The sequence below is a fragment of the Streptosporangium sp. G11 genome (assembly GCF_051192615.1).
Taxonomy (GTDB): Bacteria; Actinomycetota; Actinomycetes; order Streptosporangiales; family Streptosporangiaceae; genus Streptosporangium.
Map to the genome: position 1 here is coordinate 67,417 of NZ_JBPJUQ010000048.1, position 16,731 is coordinate 84,147.

15 protein-coding genes and 1 tRNA gene are annotated in these 16,731 nt (G+C 70.7%); 8 read left to right on the forward strand and 8 right to left on the reverse strand.

Annotation, left to right across the window (positions count from 1 at the left end; genetic code table 11):
• Positions 1-56: 56 nt before the first annotated feature.
• The 6 genes from ACSDR0_RS33655 to ACSDR0_RS33680 form a co-directional block, all read right to left on the reverse strand.
• Positions 57-1,199 (reverse strand): sensor histidine kinase, encoded by a 1,143-nt coding sequence (locus ACSDR0_RS33655; protein WP_435292958.1) that lies wholly within the window; start codon positions 1,197-1,199, stop codon positions 57-59.
• On the reverse strand, positions 1,196-1,849 hold the full coding sequence (locus ACSDR0_RS33660; RefSeq protein WP_329084210.1) for a response regulator transcription factor: 654 nt from the start codon (positions 1,847-1,849) through the stop codon (positions 1,196-1,198). Before ACSDR0_RS33660 ends, ACSDR0_RS33655 begins: the two co-directional genes overlap by 4 nt.
• 105 nt (positions 1,850-1,954) lie before the next feature.
• Positions 1,955-3,160: an ABC transporter permease gene (locus tag ACSDR0_RS33665; RefSeq protein WP_435292959.1), complete on the reverse strand. Its 1,206-nt coding sequence runs from the start codon at positions 3,158-3,160 to the stop codon at positions 1,955-1,957.
• Complete coding sequence (locus ACSDR0_RS33670; RefSeq protein WP_435292975.1) at positions 3,157-3,852, reverse strand: ABC transporter ATP-binding protein; 696 nt, start codon at positions 3,850-3,852, stop codon at positions 3,157-3,159. Before ACSDR0_RS33670 ends, ACSDR0_RS33665 begins: the two co-directional genes overlap by 4 nt.
• A gap of 128 nt (positions 3,853-3,980) precedes the next feature.
• Entirely contained in the window at positions 3,981-5,027 is a 1,047-nt protein-coding gene (locus ACSDR0_RS33675) for a peptidoglycan-binding protein (protein ID WP_435292960.1), read from the reverse strand.
• On the reverse strand, positions 5,024-5,350 hold the full coding sequence (locus ACSDR0_RS33680; protein WP_435292961.1) for a hypothetical protein: 327 nt from the start codon (positions 5,348-5,350) through the stop codon (positions 5,024-5,026). The genes ACSDR0_RS33675 and ACSDR0_RS33680 overlap by 4 nt, the downstream gene beginning before the upstream one ends.
• Here ACSDR0_RS33680 and ACSDR0_RS33685 point away from each other — a divergent pair.
• Together ACSDR0_RS33685 and ACSDR0_RS33690 are read left to right on the forward strand one after the other, a co-directional pair.
• Positions 5,349-5,561, forward strand: coding sequence for a hypothetical protein (locus tag ACSDR0_RS33685; RefSeq protein WP_435292962.1), 213 nt, complete (start codon positions 5,349-5,351; stop codon positions 5,559-5,561). The two genes, ACSDR0_RS33680 and ACSDR0_RS33685, sit on opposite strands and share 2 nt — an antisense overlap.
• Positions 5,562-5,678: 117 nt before the next feature.
• Entirely contained in the window at positions 5,679-7,517 is a 1,839-nt protein-coding gene (locus ACSDR0_RS33690; RefSeq protein WP_435292963.1) for a bifunctional serine/threonine-protein kinase/glutamate ABC transporter substrate-binding protein, read from the forward strand.
• 156 nt (positions 7,518-7,673) lie between these two features.
• Here ACSDR0_RS33690 and ACSDR0_RS33695 read toward each other — a convergent pair whose 3' ends face one another.
• On the reverse strand, positions 7,674-9,251 hold the full coding sequence (locus tag ACSDR0_RS33695) for an alpha/beta hydrolase (RefSeq protein WP_435292964.1): 1,578 nt from the start codon (positions 9,249-9,251) through the stop codon (positions 7,674-7,676).
• Between the two features lie 91 nt (positions 9,252-9,342).
• Positions 9,343-12,090, reverse strand: coding sequence for a pyruvate dehydrogenase (acetyl-transferring), homodimeric type (aceE, locus tag ACSDR0_RS33700; RefSeq protein ID WP_435292965.1), 2,748 nt, complete (start codon positions 12,088-12,090; stop codon positions 9,343-9,345).
• Between the two features lie 1,100 nt (positions 12,091-13,190).
• On the opposite strand from aceE, the gene ACSDR0_RS33705 reads away from it, so the two are divergent.
• The 6 genes from ACSDR0_RS33705 to ACSDR0_RS33730 all read left to right on the forward strand — a co-directional run bounded on the left by ACSDR0_RS33705 (position 13,191) and on the right by ACSDR0_RS33730 (position 16,597).
• Positions 13,191-13,598 (forward strand): secondary thiamine-phosphate synthase enzyme YjbQ, encoded by a 408-nt coding sequence (locus ACSDR0_RS33705; protein ID WP_435292966.1) that lies wholly within the window; start codon positions 13,191-13,193, stop codon positions 13,596-13,598.
• A gap of 123 nt (positions 13,599-13,721) precedes the next feature.
• Positions 13,722-14,150 carry a DUF3052 domain-containing protein gene (locus ACSDR0_RS33710; RefSeq protein WP_329084203.1) on the forward strand — a complete coding sequence of 143 codons (429 nt, stop codon included), beginning with the start codon at positions 13,722-13,724 and terminating at the stop codon, positions 14,148-14,150.
• A gap of 83 nt (positions 14,151-14,233) precedes the next feature.
• On the forward strand, positions 14,234-14,692 hold the full coding sequence (locus ACSDR0_RS33715) for a peroxiredoxin (RefSeq protein ID WP_435292967.1): 459 nt from the start codon (positions 14,234-14,236) through the stop codon (positions 14,690-14,692).
• A 62-nt stretch (positions 14,693-14,754) separates the two neighbouring features.
• Positions 14,755-15,066, forward strand: a complete 312-nt coding sequence (locus ACSDR0_RS33720) for a hypothetical protein (RefSeq protein ID WP_435292968.1) — start codon at positions 14,755-14,757, stop codon at positions 15,064-15,066.
• Between the two features lie 371 nt (positions 15,067-15,437).
• Positions 15,438-16,490 (forward strand): ROK family protein, encoded by a 1,053-nt coding sequence (locus tag ACSDR0_RS33725; RefSeq protein ID WP_435292969.1) that lies wholly within the window; start codon positions 15,438-15,440, stop codon positions 16,488-16,490.
• 32 nt (positions 16,491-16,522) lie between these two features.
• A tRNA-Val gene (locus tag ACSDR0_RS33730) sits at positions 16,523-16,597 on the forward strand.
• The last annotated feature ends 134 nt before the right edge of the window (positions 16,598-16,731 follow it).

A 16,731-nucleotide genomic window follows, 5' to 3' on the forward strand; every position in this document is an offset into this window, starting at 1 on the left:
CGCGGGGCGGCGGCGAGCCGCGCCACTCCCACCGGCCTCCACCTGTGCCGACGGGTTCACAGCCGTACGGTGACCACCAGCCCCCCGCCGGGACGGGGGCGGGCCTCGGCGGAGCCGCGGTGGGCCTGGGCGATCGCGCGGACGATGGACAGGCCGAGACCGGCGCCCCCGGCCGAGCCGGTGCGGTCGCGGTCGAGGCGGCGGAACGGCTCGAAGAGGCCCTCGACCCGGCCCGAGGGGACGACGCGGCCGGTGTTCTCCACGGTGACGACGCTTCCCCACCGGTCCCCGTGGGTGCGCAGGACGACCAGGCCGCGCTCGTCGTTGTACTTCACGGCGTTGTCCAACAGGTTGCCGATCATCCGTTCCAGCAGCACCGGGTCACCCTCCACCGGGGCCGGGCGCAGGTCGGCGGTCGTCTCGGGGGCCGAGGTCATGGCGCTCTCCGCGAGCTCGGCGAGGTCCACGGGCAGGCGTTCCGCGGGCTCGCGCTCGCTCTGCGCCAGCAGGAGCAGGCCTTCGATCAGCCGTTCCTGGCGGGCGTTGGCGTTCAGCAGTTCGGCGCCGACCGTCCTGACCTGCCTGGGCAGGTCGGGGTCGGTCATGGAGACCTGGAGCAGCGCCCGGTTGATCGCCAGGGGGGTGCGCAGCTCGTGGGAGGCGTTGGCGACGAACCTGCGCTGGCTCTCGAAGGCGCGGCTGAGGCGTTCCAGCATGGAGTCGAACGTGTCGGCCAGGTCCCGGATCTCGTCGCGGGGACCTCCCAGGGCGATCCGCTCGTGCAGGGTGCTCTCCGACAGGCGGCGGGCCGCCTCGGTCATCGTCTGCAGCGGGGCCATCGCCCGGCGGGCCACGATCCAGCCGATCGCCAGCCCGGCCACCCCGACGACGGCGACCGCCAGCAGGGACCACTGGAGCATCGACCCCATGACGTCCTCGCGGTACTGGTCCCTCACGTCGCTGATGGCCCGCAGGAAGAGCGTGTCCTTGGGCATCGACACCACCAGGGACGGCTGCGCCGAAGGGTTCAGGCCCGCCAGTGCCTCCGGAATCCCGCGGACGGCCATCTTCGAGGGCCGGGAGAGCACGTCCTGCACGAACAGGTAGTTGACCCCGACGAACACGACCCCCACCCCGAAGAACAGGCTGCCGTAGACCAGGGTGAGGCGCAGCCGCACCGAGACGCGCCGCGAGGTCAAAGCCGGTATCCCGAGCCGGTCACCGTCTCCACCACCGGCGGGGTGCCGAGCTTCTTGCGCAGGGTCATCACGGTGACCCTGACCGAGTTGGTGAAGTAGCTGATGTTCTCGTCCCATGCCTTCTCCAGGAGGTCCTCGGCGCTGACCAGGCCGCCGTCGGCGCGCATCAGGATTTCCAGCACCGCGAACTCCTTGGGGCTCAGCGCCACGTACCGGCCGTCGCGGAAGACCTCGCGGCGGCCGGGGTCCAGGGTGATGCCCGCCCTGCTCAGCACCGGCGGCACCGACTGGGGAGACCGGCGGGCCAGCGCGCGCAGCCGGGCGACCAGTTCGGGGAAGTCGAAGGGCTTGGTGAGGTAGTCGTCGGCGCCGATCGACAGGCCCTCGACCTTCGAGCGCAGGTCACCGGCGGCGGTCAGCATGATGATCCTGGCGGGGATCCGGCCGGCGACCAGGCGGCGGCAGACCTCGTCCCCGTGCAGCACCGGCAGGTCCCGGTCCAGCACGATCACGTCGTAGTCGTTGACCGCCGCCCGCTCCAGCGCCGCGTCGCCGTCGTAGACGACGTCCACGGCCATGGTCTCCCTGCGCAGGCCGGTCGCCACGATGTCGGCGAGCACCCGCTCGTCCTCCGCAATGAGCACTCGCATGCGCGTCATCCTGCTTTCCCGCGGCTAAACATCGGATAAAGGCCCCCGGCGCCCCTCGGCCCCGCCGCGGGACGCGGGGCCGAGGGGCGCTGGGGGGCGCGGCGCTCAGCCGGTGCTGAGGGCGAGGGTCGGTGACATGCGGGCCGCGCGCATCGCGGGGTAGATCCCCGCGACGGTGCCGACCAGGAGGGTGGCACCCGCACCGCCCGCCAGGGCCCAGAGGGGAACCACCGCGGGCAGGTCGCCCACGGCCGCGTACCCGATCGTCACCAGCGTTCCCAGCGCCGCCCCCGCGGCGCCGCCCGCGCCGGACAGCAGCAGCGACTCGGCCAGGAACTGGGCGCGCACCTGACCCCTGGTGGCGCCGAGCGAGCGCCGCAGGCCGATCTCCCCCCGGCGCTCCAGCACCGAGATGACCATGGTGTTGGCCACGCCCACCCCGCCGACCAGCAGCGCCACCCCGCCGAGACCGAGCAGCAGGCCGGTGAACGCCCCGTCGGCCGCCGCCTTGGCCACGAGCGCGTCGGACGGCCGGCTGACCTCCACCTCCTCGGGGTTCTCCGGGTTGACGGTCCTGGGCAGCACCTCCCGTACGTCACCGACGGCCTCGTCGGCCGAGCGGGTGTAAAGCGTGGTCGGGTGGCCGTCGAAGCCCAGGTGGGTACGGGCGGCCTCGAAGCCGGCCAGCACGGACCGGTCGATCTCCGGGGCGAGCGGCGATGGGGCCAGGACGCCGACGACCGTCCACCACTGCCTGCCGATCCAGACCTGGTCGCCCACGTCCCCCACGCCCAGCCGCCGCGCCGCCTCCGCTCCGAGCACCACCGCCCGCTGCGCGCCCGTCGCCCGGTTGAGCCAGGCGCCGCGCTCGACCCGGGTCTGGAGCGTGGCCGGCAGGTCGAGCGAGGCCGCCCGGACGGAGATGCCGCCGGTGCGTTCCCGGGGGATCGCGTCGGTCCTCCGCACGCTCTCGCCGGTGTCGCCCGTGGCGCTCGCGCTCGTCACGGGGCCGATCCCGGAGGCCATGGCGACCGACTTCTCGGGCAGCGCGGCCGCGTCGCCGAAGAGGGTCTGGCCGGGGGTGACGGTGAGCAGGTTCGTACCGAGCCGGTCGAGCTCGTCGAGGAGCCTGGCCTTGCTGGAGGAGGAGATCCCGACGACCGAGACCATGGTGGCGATGCCGAGCGCGATGCCGAGCGCGGACAGCACCACCCGCCCCGGCCGGGTCCGCAGCCCGGACGCCCCCACCCGCAGCAGGTCCGTCCAGCCGAGCCGCCCCGGCACCAGGTCGCGCCCGGTTCCGGCGCTCATGCCGTGCTCCCCTCGCGGGTCACGCCGGGAGACCGCTCGTCGGCGACGATCACGCCGTCGCGCAGCCTGACGCGGCGCGGGGCCGCGGCGGCCACCTCCTCGTCGTGGGTGATGATCGCCACAGTGGTGCCGGAGGCGTTGAGCTCGCGCAGGATCGCCAGCACGCCCTGGCCCGAGGAGCTGTCGAGATTTCCCGTCGGCTCGTCGGCCAGCAGCAGCGACGGTCCTCCGGCCACGGCCCTGGCCACCGCGACCCGCTGGCACTCGCCGCCGGACAGCTCGTGCGGCCGGTGGGCCAGCCGGTGCCCGAGACCGACACGCCCGAGCGCGTCGGCGGCCCGTTCCCGCCGTTCCCGGCGCGGGGTGCCGCCGTACAGCATCCCGTCGGCGACGTTGTCGAGCGCGCTGACCCCGGCGGCCAGGTGGAACCGCTGGAAGACGAATCCGATGTGCCGGGCGCGCAGCGCGGACAGTTCCCTGTCGGGGAGCGTTCCGGCGTCGTGCCCGGCGATGCGGACGGTCCCCGCCGAGGGGCGGTCGAGAGTGCCGATCAGGTGGAGCATGGTCGACTTTCCCGACCCCGAGGGGCCGACGATGGCGACGAGCTCGCCCGCGTTCACGAGCAGGTCCACACCCCGCAGGGCGCGGACCCCGCCCGGGTGGCTCTTCTCCGCCCCCGACAGTTCGATCATCGGCCGCTGCCCGGCCCGTACGGCGGGAACCCGTACGGCCCGGACCTGTGTGGCGGAGGTCTGTGCGGCCGGGGTCTCTGTGGTGGGGGTCTGTGTGATGGGGAGAGGCGGTTGTTCGAGGTTCCGGCTCACGACTGCGGGACCTTGACCTTCGCGCCCTCGGCGAGCCCGGCCCCCGAGACCTCGACGCGGCCCGCCGCGAACAGGCCGGTCTCGACCCGGACGATCTCGCCGCCCGCCAGGCGCAGGCCGTACCCGCCCTCGCGCAGGGCGAGCAGGGCCTCGACCGGCACCGAGAGCACGTCCGCGTGCCGCTCGCTGCGGAGGTTCACCGTCACGGGGGCCTGGTCGAGGCGGCCGAGATCGCCGGGGTCGTCCAGGGTGACGTCGAGGTCGACGGTGGACTCGCCGGTCGGCTTCCCGTTCTCCTGCGCGGGCTCGGCGACCGTGCCGACCGAGGTGATCCGGCCCTTGCCCTGGCCACCGCCCGGCAGGTCGACCGTCACCCGGGCGCCGATCCTGGCCAGCCGCTGGTCGTCGGAGTCGAGGTCGACGTGGACGACCCTGCGGGTGCTCGTCGTGGTCACCACGGATCGCCCGGCCGCGGCCCCGGCCTCGGCGACCACCTCGGCGATCCTGACCGGGCCCGAGGTGACCGCGACCTGCGCCGCGCCGACCGTGCCGGTCTCGGCCAGGCCCGCCTCCTCCTGCCACTCCCGTACGGCCCGCTCGGTCCGCCAGGAGAAGTCGCCGTCGACCGTCCCGGGGTCGTGGCCGAGGGCTTTGAGGTTGCGTTCCAGCTGCTCGACGTCCTTGCCGCCCGTCCCGGAAGACAGGGTGCGATATATCGGTATGTCACCGTACATGAGGATCACCGGCCGGCCGTCCACCCGGTAGAGCCAGCCGCCCCGGCGCACCACGGCGCCCACCTTCCTGACCCGGGTCACCGTTCCGGGGGCGTGGTTGGGCAGTTCCCTGCGGCCCGCGTAGCCGAGCGTGCCGTCCACCGCCTTGGTGTCCACCAGATCCGAGCGGGTGATCTCGGCCATCGGCGCCGGGGCCGCCGAGGCGGCGGCCGGGACGTCGTCCTGGCCGGCCAGCGCGACCGCCGCCACGCCGCCCGCCCCGAGGAGGACCGCCGCCGCCGTCCCGGCGAGGAGCCCGCCCCGCCTCACGGCCGCTTCCCGAGACCGCCGGGCAGGTGCTCCTGACAGGCCTCGATGGCCTTCTTCGTCCGCGGCGACCCCGGGTCCATCTCCTTGCCCCCGATGCGGACCGGGCCCCCCGAGAAGTCGGGATCCTTCATGTCGACCCCGTTCTCCCGCATGCACCGGGCGAACCTCAAGAGGGCGTCCTGGGTCTTCGGGTCGTTGAGCATTTTCTTTCCCGAGCCGATCGGATTGTATTTCCGGCAGGCCTCCGACGCCTTTTTCAGGGTCTCTTCGTCGTTTTTACCGCGCAGCATCACATTGCCGCCGCCCGGTTCGGGATCGGGCATGTCGACCCCGTTCTCCCGCATGCACTGGGCGAATTTCAGCCCGTCGGCCTGCGACGACGCCGAGGGGGTGGCCGAGGTGGCCGCTTCCCCGGCGGAGGCGACCTTCGCGCCCCCCGTCTGCCCGCACCCGGCCAGCGCCACAAAAGAGATGGCCACCGCCGCTGTCATGTATTTGTTCATCGCCATTCCCTTCGCATGGGAACAGGTATAGCCGAGACCCTGTTAAGCATTCCTTAAGCGAATTCGTTTAACTCGTCCTTACATCCGCCGTCCGGCGAAGGAGGGCGGCCGCCGCCCGTCCGGGTGTGTAATGTTCAGGAAAAGCGCAGTGAACGAGGGGTCCGCGGTGCCGGAGATCAGACCGTTGCGGCCGGGGGATCCGCCGCGGCTGGGGAAATACACGCTCACGGGCAGGCTGGGGGAGGGCGGGCAGGGGGTCGTCTACCTCGGCGAGTCCGAAGACGGCGAGCGCGTCGCCGTCAAGCTGCTGCACGTGCGCTTCACCGAGGAGGCCCACGCGCGCTCCCGCTTCGCCCGGGAGCTGGAGGCGGCCCGCAGGGTTGCCGCCTTCTGCACCGCCCAGGTGCTCGGCGCCGACCTCGACGGCGAGGCGCCCTACATCGCGAGCGAGCTGATCGAGGGCCCCTCGCTGCGCGAGGTCGTCGAGCGTGAGGGACCGCTGGCCGGGGAGGCGCTCGAACGCCTCGCCATCGGCACCGCCACCGCCCTGACCGCGATCCACCACGCGGGCATCGCGCACCGCGATTTCAAACCCGACAACGTCATGATCGCCACCGACGGCCCCCGGGTCGTCGACTTCGGCATCGCGAAGATCATCGACGAGAGTGGGACGATCACCACCCGCGCGGTCGGCACCCCCGCCTACATGGCGCCCGAGCAGATCGCCGGGGAGCGGGTGGGTTTCCCCGCCGACGTGTTCGCCTGGGGCTCGACCATCGTCTTCACCGCCACCGGCAGGGCTCCCTTCGGGAGCGACACGATCGTGGCGACGCTCAACCGGGTCATCAACCACGAGGCCGACCTGGGCGGCCTGCCCGAGGGGCTGCGCGAGATCGTCGCCGCCTGCCTGAACAAGGACCAGAGGCTCAGGCCCACCTCGGACGTGCTGCTGAAACGCCTGCTCGGTCACCCGGTGGACGAGGAGGACGCCCCGGAGGCCTCGGAGGAGGAGCTGGCCGAGGGCGCGCAGGCCGCCACCGGGGACCTGACGCGGCAGGAGGAGCCGGCCGGGCCCGCGCGGCGCCGGTCCGCGGTCGTCGCCGCGCTCGCCGCCGGGGTCGCGGTCCTCGGCGTGGCGGGTGTCCTGCTGGCCCTCCACTTCGGTACCGCGCAGGGCGGGCAGGCCGGGCCCTCCCGCCCGCCGGTGTCCCGCCCGCCGACGTCGACCCCGGAGGTCTCCACCGGCTCGCCCCTGCTCGACCGGATCGAGGAGAGCGGCAGGCTCCGCGTGGGGTTCAGGAAGGGCCTGCCGGGGATCTCGCTGGGCGACCCGCCCCGGGGGTTCGAGGTCGACGTGGCCGCCCACATCGCCCGAGCCCTGAAGGTGCCCGAAGGCGGGCTCAGGTTCGTGCCCGTGGGGTACGACGACCGCGAGGAGGCGGTGGAGAAGGGCAGGGTCGACCTCGTGATCGCCAACTTCTCGATCGACGGCGCCGACCGCCGCCGCGTCGCCTTCGCCGGGCCGTACTACCTCGCCCACCGCGACGTGCTCGTCCGCACCGGCGCGGGGATCGACGAGCTGAAGGACCTGCGCGGCAGGAGGATCTGCGTGCCACTGGGCCAGAGCACGGGCGCGATGATCCGCGACAGGGGAGTCGACTTCGTCGCCGTACAGGCGCCGGACTACGCGCAGTGCGCGTTCCAGCTGGCCGACGGCCGCGCCGACGCCATGGTCGGGGACGATCTGCTGATCGCCGGCTTCGGGGCCCGCCTGCGCGGCGTCGAGGTCGAGATCGCCGGGCTCAGGCTCACCTCCGAGCGGTACGGCGTCGCGCTCAGGTCCCAAGATCCCGTGGCCTGCCGGAAGATCAACGAAGTGATCACGTCGATGTACGAGGACGGGACCATGAGGCGCCTGCTCCGCGACCACCTGGGCAGGGTCGGCTTCCGCTTCGAGACCGCGCGGCCGCGACCGGAGGCCTGCTGAGCCCCCTGCCGCGTCATGAGCGGGTGCGGACGATCCCCCCGCCGTGTCATGAGCCGACGCGGATCTGCCCGTCACGAGCCGACACAGACCTGCCGCGTCACGAACCGGTGCGGGCTTGCCGCGTCACGAGCCGGTGCGGACGATCCCCCCGCCGTGTCATGAGCCGGTGCAGATGATCCCCCTGTCCGGGACCTTCCCGTTGATCAGGTAGGCGTCGGTCAGCTTCTTGACGCACGAGTCCCCGGACAGGTAGGCGCCGTGCCCCTCGCCCTTGTAGGTCACCAGCACGCCCGTCCTGAGCTCCCCGGCCAGTTTCGGAGCCCACTCGTACGGCGTGGCGGGGTCGCCGGTGCCGCCGATCACCAGGATCGGCGCCGAGCCGGTGGCGTTGATCTGCCTGGCCGCATCGTTGCCGGGGACCGGCCACATCGAGCAGATCAGGCCCATCCCCGCGCCGCCGAACAGCGGGGAGACCTTCAACGTCTGGTCCTCCAGCGCGTTCAGCTGCGCGGGGGCGGGCCGCTCGGAGGTGTCCACGCAGCTGATCGCGGGGAAGCTGCTCATGAGCGTCGTGTAGCTCCCGTCGGGCTGGCGGCCGTTGTAGGTGTCGGACAGCGCCAGCAGGATCCGCCCGTCGTTCTTCATCGCCTGGCTCAGCGCCTGGTCCAGCAGCGGCCAGGTCATCTTCGAGTACAGCGCGGCGGCGATGCCGGTGCCCGCCAGTCCCTGCGTCAGGAGGCGCTTGCCGACCTTGAGCGGCTTGTCGTTCAGCTCGTTCATGAGCTTCATGACGTTCTTGTCGGCGATGGTCGCGTCGGCGCCGATCTCGCACTCACGGGGTTGCTTCGCGCAGTCCTTCAGGAAGGCCTCGTAGGCGTGCTGGAACCCCTTCGCCTGGACCATCGTGCGCGTCGCCATGCTGACGCCCGGGTCCAGCGGGGCGTCCAGCACGAACCGGCCCACGTTCTGCGGGAACCTGGTCGCGTAGACCGCGCCGAGCTGCGTCCCGTACGAGATGCCGAAGTAGTTCAGCTGTTTCTCCCCCAGGGCCGCGCGGAGGCGGTCCATGTCCGCGGCGGCGTTCACGGTGCCGACGTAGGGCAGCAGCCTGCCCGAGGTCTGCCCGCAGGCCCTCACGAACTCCTCGGTGGTCTCCCTACTCCTGGTGCGCTCGGCCTCGTTGGCGGGCAGGGTGTCCATCGAGGTGAACCTGTCCATCACCGCGTTGTCGCCGCACCTGACACCGGCGCTGCGGCCGACCCCTCGCGGGTCGAAGCTGACCAGGTCGTAGCGGCTGTTCAGGGTGGTGAAGGACTTGGCGGCCTGGGCCATGGTGTCGACGCCCGACGCGCCGGGGCCGCCGAAGTTGAAGACCAGCGAGCCGATCCGCCTGCCGGGGTTCGTGGCCTTGACGCGGATGACGGCGATGTCGATGGTCTCGCCGTCCGGTTTGGCGTAGTCGAGCGGGACCTTGAGCGTCCCGCACTGCTGCTCGGAGTCCGGCTGCGGGGGGACCTGACCGCCGGGCCGCTTGATGTCGGCGCACGGGCCCCAGGTGATCGCCTCGGCGGGGGTGGCCGTCGCCGGGGCGGTCGGCTCGGAGGTGCCCGAGACGACCTCACCTCCGACGAGGCCGCCCCCGACGGCACCGTCCCCGCCGGAGCCACCACCGCAGGCGGAGAGCACGGTTGACAGGGCCGTGACCGTCGCGGCCGCCCTAAGGATGCTTGCCATGAAACGCTCTCCCCTGGAATCGTTCGCCGGGGGAGTGATTAACACTAACCGGGCGGGCCCTCCTGGAAAAGGAGAACCCGCCCGGGGACGATCAAACTCCCATGGACTGGGTGTCGTTGCTCTCGGCGCCCGCGGCCTCGGTCACGCCGTTCTTCAGGTGATACATGGAGATGGCGTCGCCCAGAACCTCCTGGTCGAGCTCGCCCCGGTTGACCAGCTGTGTGAGCACGGCCAGGGTGATCGAGGCCGCGTCCACGTGGAAGTGGCGGCGCAGCGCCGACCGGGTGTCCGACAGGCCGAAGCCGTCGGTGCCGAGCGAGCTCCAGTCACCGGGAACCCACTGGGCGATCTGGTCCTGGACCGCCCGCATGTAGTCGCTCACGCCCACGAACGGCCCCTGGGCCGCCGACAGCGCCTGCGTGACGTACGGCACGCGCTTCTCAGCGTCGGGGTTGAGCATGTTGTGCTCCTCGGCGGCGAGCGCGTCGCGGCGCAGCTCCGCCCAGGAGGTGGCCGACCACACCTCGGCCGCCACGCCCCAGTCCTCGGCCAGCATCCGCTGGGCCTCCACGGCCCACGGCCCGGCCACGCCGGACGAGAGGATGTTGGCCTTCGGCCCGGACACGGCCGGAGCCGGGGCGAACCTGTACAGACCCTTGAGCAGGCCCGCCACGTCCAGGTCCGAGGGCTCGGCGGGCTGGAGGTAGGGCTCGTTGTAGACGGTCAGGTAGTAGAAGACGTTCTCCGGCTCCTCGCCGTACATCCTCCGCAGGCCGTCCTTGACGATGTGGGCCACCTCGTACCCCCACGACGGGTCGTACGAGATCGCCGCCGGGTTCGTCGAGGCGATCAGCGGGGTGTGGCCGTCCTCGTGCTGCAGGCCCTCACCGTTCAGCGTGGTGCGTCCGGCGGTGGCGCCGAGCAGGAAGCCCCGGCCCATCTGGTCGGCGAGCTGCCACATCTGGTCGGCGGTGCGCTGCCAGCCGAACATCGAGTAGAAGATGTAGATCGGGATCATGTGCTCGCCGTGCGTGGCGTACGACGAGCCGACCGCGATCGTGGAGGCCATCGAGCCCGACTCGCTGATGCCCTCGTGCAGGATCTGACCCTCGGTCGACTCCTTGTACGACAGCAGCAGCTCGCGGTCGACCGCCTCGTACGTCTGGCCGTGCGGCGAGTAGATCTTCGCCGTCGGGAAGATCGCGTCGAGACCGAAGGTGCGCGCCTCGTCCGGGATGATCGGCACGAACCTGTGGCCGATCTCCTTGTCGCGCATGAGGTCCTTGAGCAGGCGGACGAACGCCATGGTGGTGGCGACGTTCTGCTTGCCGGAACCCTTCTTCAGCTGCGCGTACGCGGCGTCGCCGGGAAGCTTGACCGGCTTGGCACGCATCACGCGCTTGGGCAGGAAACCGCCCAGAGCCGCGCGCCGCTCCTTCATGTACTGGATCTCGGGGTCGTTCTCGCCCGGGTGGAAGTACGGGGGGAGGTCGGCCTCAAGGGCGGAGTCGGGGATCGGCAGGTAGAGCCGGTCGCGGAACTCCTTCAGGTCGGCCTTGGACATCTTCTTCATCTGGTGCGTCGCGTTGCGCGCCTCGAAGTCCTTGCCGAGGGTCCAGCCCTTGATGGTCTGGGCGAGGATGACCGTCGGCTGGCCGACGTGCTCGCGGGCCGCCTTGTAGGCCGCGTACACCTTGCGGTAGTCGTGGCCGCCGCGCGACAGCTTGCGGATGTCCTCGTCCGACAGGTGCTCGACCATCTTGCGCAGGCGCGGGTCGTCGCCGAAGAAGTTCTCGCGGATGTATCCGCCGGTCTCGACGGAGTACGTCTGGAACTGGCCGTCGGGGACGGTGTTCATCTTGTTGACCAGCACGCCGTCGACGTCGGCCGCCAGCAGCGGGTCCCAGTCGCGGCCCCAGACGACCTTGATGACGTTCCAGCCGGCGCCCCTGAAGTAGGACTCCAGCTCCTGGATGATCTTGCCGTTGCCGCGTACCGGGCCGTCGAGGCGCTGCAGGTTGCAGTTGATGACGAAGGTGAGGTTGTCGAGCTCCTCACGGGCCGCCAGGCCGATCGCGCCGAGCGACTCGGGCTCGTCCATCTCGCCGTCGCCGAGGTAACACCAGACGTGACTACGACTGGTGTCCTTGATCTTCCGGTTCAGCAGATAGCGGTTGAACCGGGCCTGGTAGATCGCCCCGATCGGGCCGAGACCCATGGAGACCGTGGGGAACTCCCAGAAGTCGGGCATCAGGCGGGGGTGGGGGTAGGAGGGCAACCCCTTGAACCCGTGCGAGAGCTCCTGCCGGAAGGCGTCGAGCTGGGCCTCGTTGAGACGGCCCTCCAGGAAGGCGCGGGCGTAGATGCCCGGCGCGGCGTGACCCTGGAAGAAGACCTGGTCTCCGGACTCGCCGTGATCCTTGCCGCGGAAGAAGTGGTTGAAACCCACCTCGTAGAGGGACGCGGCGGAGGCGTAGGTGGCGATGTGCCCACCGACGTTGGTGCGGGCGTTGGCCCGGGTCACCATCACGGCCGCGTTCCAGCGCGTGTAGGCGCGGATCCGGCGCTCGACGTACTCGTCGCCGGGGAACCAGGGCTCGCGCTCCGGCGGGATGGTGTTGATGTAGTCGGTGCTGCGCAGGCCGGGCACCCCGACCTGATGTTCACGGGCGCGCTCCAACAGCCGGAGCATCAGATAACGGGCCCGAGTGCGACCTTCCGTCTTTATGACGTTGTCGAGCGACTCGAGCCACTCCTGGGTCTCGCTGGGGTCGACATCAGGAAGCTGGCTGGGTAGGCCGTCGCTGATGATCGAGAAACGCTGGCGTCCGGAAGCCACTGGGTCTCGCCTTCCGAGGATGGACTTTTGTCTGGTGTAGGTCGTCTTCCATCCTGGTCGCTTACCCCGGAAAGTGCATCTCTACTTACCGGTAACCAGGAGATCCCTGCTGGCAGTGATACGAAAGTGGCCTAGACCACCGATGGTAGGACGAATTGCCACCAAAGGTTACATCCAGGTTCCCCCTTTTTTACAGACTCCCTCCCTGGGAATCTGGGACCCGCCCTCTCGACCGCCCTGGGAGGCCCCCGAGGAGGGGAGCGAGCCTCTCCCGCCGCCGCGCGACGCGCGCCCGGTCGTCGCGATCAAGACCCTCACCGTATACAACGCACGATCCTCTCCTAAGGTGCCCGCCGAAGCGCCCTCCGTACCGTCTTCAGCCCGTCTCCCGCTGCTTTTCCGGCATCTTTCCCACCGTCTCCTCTGCCGGGTGCGCCCTCGTCGTCCCTGTGCGGGGAGAGTCGTCCCCGTACGGGAAAGAGGGGCGGGCAGGGCGTGGAAAAGAGGTGGGAGGGCGCCCGTCCGTAGTGCTCCGTGCCGAACTGGTAACGATTCGCAGGCCGACCGTGAGCGGTACCGCGACCGGCGCCGGGCCCTGGAGGCCGCGGACGGCTCTTGGTCCGGGCGAACCTCCCGCCCGGCGGGCTCCCGCCGATCAAGAGCGGCCGGGGTCGTCACCGTGTGGTGCAAAATTTGCGAATCGGTGGCACCGGCCCGCCCGGCAGGGGGAGATTCAGGCCGGGGCCGCGCCGGGCCCCCTCGCGTGGTGGCCGGCCCCGTTTCCCTGCCCGGCCCGCATGATCCGGCCCGGTGAACGTCGGGACGGCTCCCCGATCATCGGGGCGCCGGCGGCGGCCGGTACGCACGAGGCGGCCGTCCGGACCCGTGGCCCGAACGCGTCGCATCCGGCCGGCGTGTCCCGGGCTCCGGTCCGGCTTCTCCCGGCGGGGGAACGGTCCACACGAGGACATTCCGGGAGCCGGACACGCCGATCCCACCTCCGTACCGGCGGGAGATCGGGCGGCGGCGAGGACCGCCCGCCGTCTCCGGCACCGGGTGCGACCGTCATCGCAGCTCACGATGGATCGTAGGATCGGTATGTGAGATCTCAGACGATCGAGGTGGTAACGGGTTCCCGGGAGCGGGTGCACGACATCACCTCCGAGTGCGAGAGCTTCGTCCGGTCATGTGGGGGCGACGGCCTGTTGCACGTCTTCGTGCCCCACGCGACCGCGGGGGTCGCGCTGCTGGAGCTGGGCTCAGGCAGTGACGACGATCTGCTCGCGGCCCTGGAGGGTCTGCTTCCGGCCGACGACAGATGGAGGCATGCGCACGGATCACGAGGGCATGGACGGTCGCATGTCATGCCCGCCCTCATTCCGCCGTACGCCACCGTCCCGGTACTTTCGGGACGGCTCGCGCTGGGAACCTGGCAGTCCATCGCCGTGGTGGATCTCAACGTCGACAATCTGGAACGCCAGGTCCGTTTGTCATTTTTGTCGGACTAATTCATACGTAGCCCAGTCGTTGCCGTGGCGACCGTTGACGACTGAGGGTCACAGCGTGTGGACTGTGCCGAAGCACTCTGAGCACCGTGTGATTGCGGGGCCATTCAAGCAGGAGGGACAAACGTGAGCGCGACCGCGGGTCAGGCGCAGGGCGAACGCGGCCTGGCCGAACGACTCGGCCTCAAGCCGGGTCAGGTGGTGCAGGAGGTCGGATGGGACGAGGACACCGACGACGATCTGCGCGACTCCATCGAGGAGCTGACCGGTAACGAGCTGGTCGATGAAGACTTCGAGGACGTCGTCGACGTCGTGCTGCTCTGGTGGCGTGACGGTGACGGCGATCTGTTCGACGCCCTGAGCAGCGTGGTGACCAACCTCACCGACGGCGGCCAGATCTGGCTGCTCACTCCCAAAGCCGGCCGGGACGGGCACGTGGAGCCGAGTGACATCGGGGAAGACGCGACTACTGCGGGTCTCTCGCAGACCAGCAGCATCAGTGCCGCTCCCGACTGGTCGGGGACGCGTCTGGCGACGCCCAAGGCGCGCCGCTAAGGGTCCGCCCTGCCGTACGGCTCGCGCGGGCCGTACGGCAGGATGATGATGCCTGCCGTCAGCCGAAGAAGGGATCTCCGATCGTGTCGGTCGAGGTGGGTGTCCAGGCTCCCGACTTCGAGTTGAGGGACCAGCACGGCACCCCGGTCAAGCTTTCCGAGCATCGGGGCAAAAAGATCGTGCTGATCTTCTACCCCCTCGCGTTCAGCGGCGTCTGCGGCAACGAACTCGACGCCGTTCGCGACGAGTTCACGGCCGACCTGCCCGAAGACATTAAAATTCTCACAATCTCGGTTGATTCAATCTTCGCCCACCGGGCGTGGGCGGATCAAAAGGGCTACACCTTCTCGTTGCTCTCCGACTTCTGGCCGCACGGACAGGTCGCGCGGGCGTACGGTGTATTCGATGACGAGAAGGGCTACGCGGGGCGCGGGACCTTCATCATCGACGGCGAGGGCGTGGTTCGCTGGCGCGTCGTGAACCCGATTCCGCGGGCCCGCGACGTCGCCGAGTACCGCAAGGCGCTCGCCGACCTTCCCTAAGCGGTGATCCGGCGGACGCCCGCTCACGAGGTGCCTGCCGGTCCGACCTCTCGGAGGCGATCATGCCCTGCTTCTCCTGCGGGGCCAGGCAGACCGACCCGATCCGTGGTGCCAGCCCGTGGACGCGCGGAGTGCGTGACGAGACGCAGGTGCTGATCTGCCCGGACTGCCGGCGCACCCACGAAGCCGACCTCGACACGTGCTCCTCGTGCGGCTCCGTCGCACTCATCTGCCGGTTGGGCGAGGTGGAGTGCCGGTCCTGCGGCTCGGTGCGGCTCGCGCGGGGTGACGGCAGGCTGGCCGCCTCCTACGCACCCGGCCTGGCCGACGAGGTGGAGGCCGCCCTGGCCAGGGTCCTGCGCCGGGTCCCCTGAGGATCGCTCCGGCCGTTTCCTGAGCCCTCCAGGCGCGCGCGCCGGGCGTTTCCGGGCGTTTCCGGGCCAAGCATGGGCGTGTCCAGGTCGTCCAGGTTGTCTCGGTCGTCCTGGTCGTCCTGGTCGTCTCGGCCGTTTGGTCACATGCGGGGTCGGCCGGTCTCGCATGCGTACCCCGGCTTCCTCCGGGTGCCGGGTGGCCTGTCGCCGTCGTGCGCGCGTGTCCCGGCCATAAGGGGCATCCCTCCGTGTGTCGCACGGCCTGCCGCCGCCGTATCTCGGTTGTATAGGGGAGATCCCTCCATTCCAGCGTTTCTGGCGTGCGCTAGGGTCGGGCTCGGTCCCGCCCCTTCGACCCGCTGGATGGGTGCATGAGCTCCTTCGTTGTTGCCCTTGACGTCGGTGGAACGTCGATGAAGGGCGGCCTCGTCACCCGTTCCGGCGAGATCATCCGCACCGACCGCCGCGTCACCCCGCGCGACAGGGGCCCGGCGGCCGTCATCGCGACGATCCGGTCCTTCATCGACGACCTCGCCGCCGCGGGAGGCGGCACCCCCGAGGGGGTCGGCCTCGCCGTACCGGGCCTGGTCACCGCCGAGGCGGCTCTCTACTCCGCCAACATCGGCTGGCGCGACGTCCCGGCGACGGACCTCGTCCCGCTGGACGTCCCCGTCATGCTCGGGCACGACGTCCGCACCGGAGGCCTGGCCGAGAGCGTCCTCGGTGCCGGCCGCGAGCTCTCCGACTTCCTGTTCCTGCCCATCGGCACCGGCATCGCGGGCGCCACGATCCTGCACGGCGAGCCGTACGGCGGGAGCGCCGGCTGGGGCGGCGAGATCGGCCACATCCCGGTCTTCCCGGAGGGCGAACCGTGCGCCTGCGGCCAGATCGGCTGCCTGGAGACCTACGCCTCCGCCTCCGCCGTGGCCCGCCGCTACTCCGCCCGCGCCACCGCGGCTTCTCCTCCATCCACGTCCGTCTCCGCTTCCTCCACCACCTCGCCCGTCGCGACCGTTCCACCCGTTTCCGTCCTCATCCCCTTTCCCGTCCCTGTCCCCGCTCCTGTCACCGCCGAGCAGGTCGCCGCCCTGACCGCCTCCGGTGACCCCCTCGCCATGGAGATCTGGGGTGACGCGGTCGAGGCGCTCTCCCTCGCCCTGGCCACCTACACGCTTCTCCTCGACCCCTCCGCCATCGTCCTCGGCGGCGGCCTCGCCGAAGCGGGCACCCTCCTCTCCGACCCCCTGGCCGAACGGCTCCAGAAACGCCTCACCTTCCGCGACGCCCCACCCCTGCGCCAGGCCGCCCTCGGCATGTCCGCCGGAATGCTCGGCGCCGCCCTCCTCGGCTGGCGCGCCGCCGGCTTCACCGACGCGGGAACCACATGGTCTCTCGATGTGCTGAAGTCCTCCCGGGTGCCGTAAAGTGTTATCCCGTCTGTCCAACGGGATTCCCCGGGCGCTTAGCTCAGCGGTAGAGCGCTCGCCTTACAAGCGAGATGTCACTGGTTCGAACCCAGTAGTGCCCACCAGCCAAAACGCCCCGTATCCGATCTTCGGAACGGGGCGTGAGTGACTAACTGGGTGACTAGTGCCGCGTTCCTCATAGCCGGTAGACGAACGTGCGGCGGAGGGTGCGGGGCTGGGGTGGTGGTCGCCCCCAGAT

Coding starts and splice junctions, on each gene's coding strand:
- ACSDR0_RS33660 (WP_329084210.1), bottom strand. CDS start 1,849: ATGCGAGTGCTCATTGCGGAGGACGAGCGGGTGCTCGCCGACATCGTG.
- ACSDR0_RS33665 (WP_435292959.1), bottom strand. CDS start 3,160: ATGAGCGCCGGAACCGGGCGCGACCTGGTGCCGGGGCGGCTCGGCTGG.
- ACSDR0_RS33670 (WP_435292975.1), bottom strand. CDS start 3,852: ATGATCGAACTGTCGGGGGCGGAGAAGAGCCACCCGGGCGGGGTCCGC.
- ACSDR0_RS33685 (WP_435292962.1), top strand. CDS start 5,349: ATGTCGACCCCGTTCTCCCGCATGCACTGGGCGAATTTCAGCCCGTCG.
- ACSDR0_RS33680 (WP_435292961.1), bottom strand. CDS start 5,350: ATGCCCGATCCCGAACCGGGCGGCGGCAATGTGATGCTGCGCGGTAAA.
- ACSDR0_RS33695 (WP_435292964.1), bottom strand. CDS start 9,251: ATGGCAAGCATCCTTAGGGCGGCCGCGACGGTCACGGCCCTGTCAACC.
- ACSDR0_RS33720 (WP_435292968.1), top strand. CDS start 14,755: ATGCCCTGCTTCTCCTGCGGGGCCAGGCAGACCGACCCGATCCGTGGT.
- ACSDR0_RS33725 (WP_435292969.1), top strand. CDS start 15,438: ATGAGCTCCTTCGTTGTTGCCCTTGACGTCGGTGGAACGTCGATGAAG.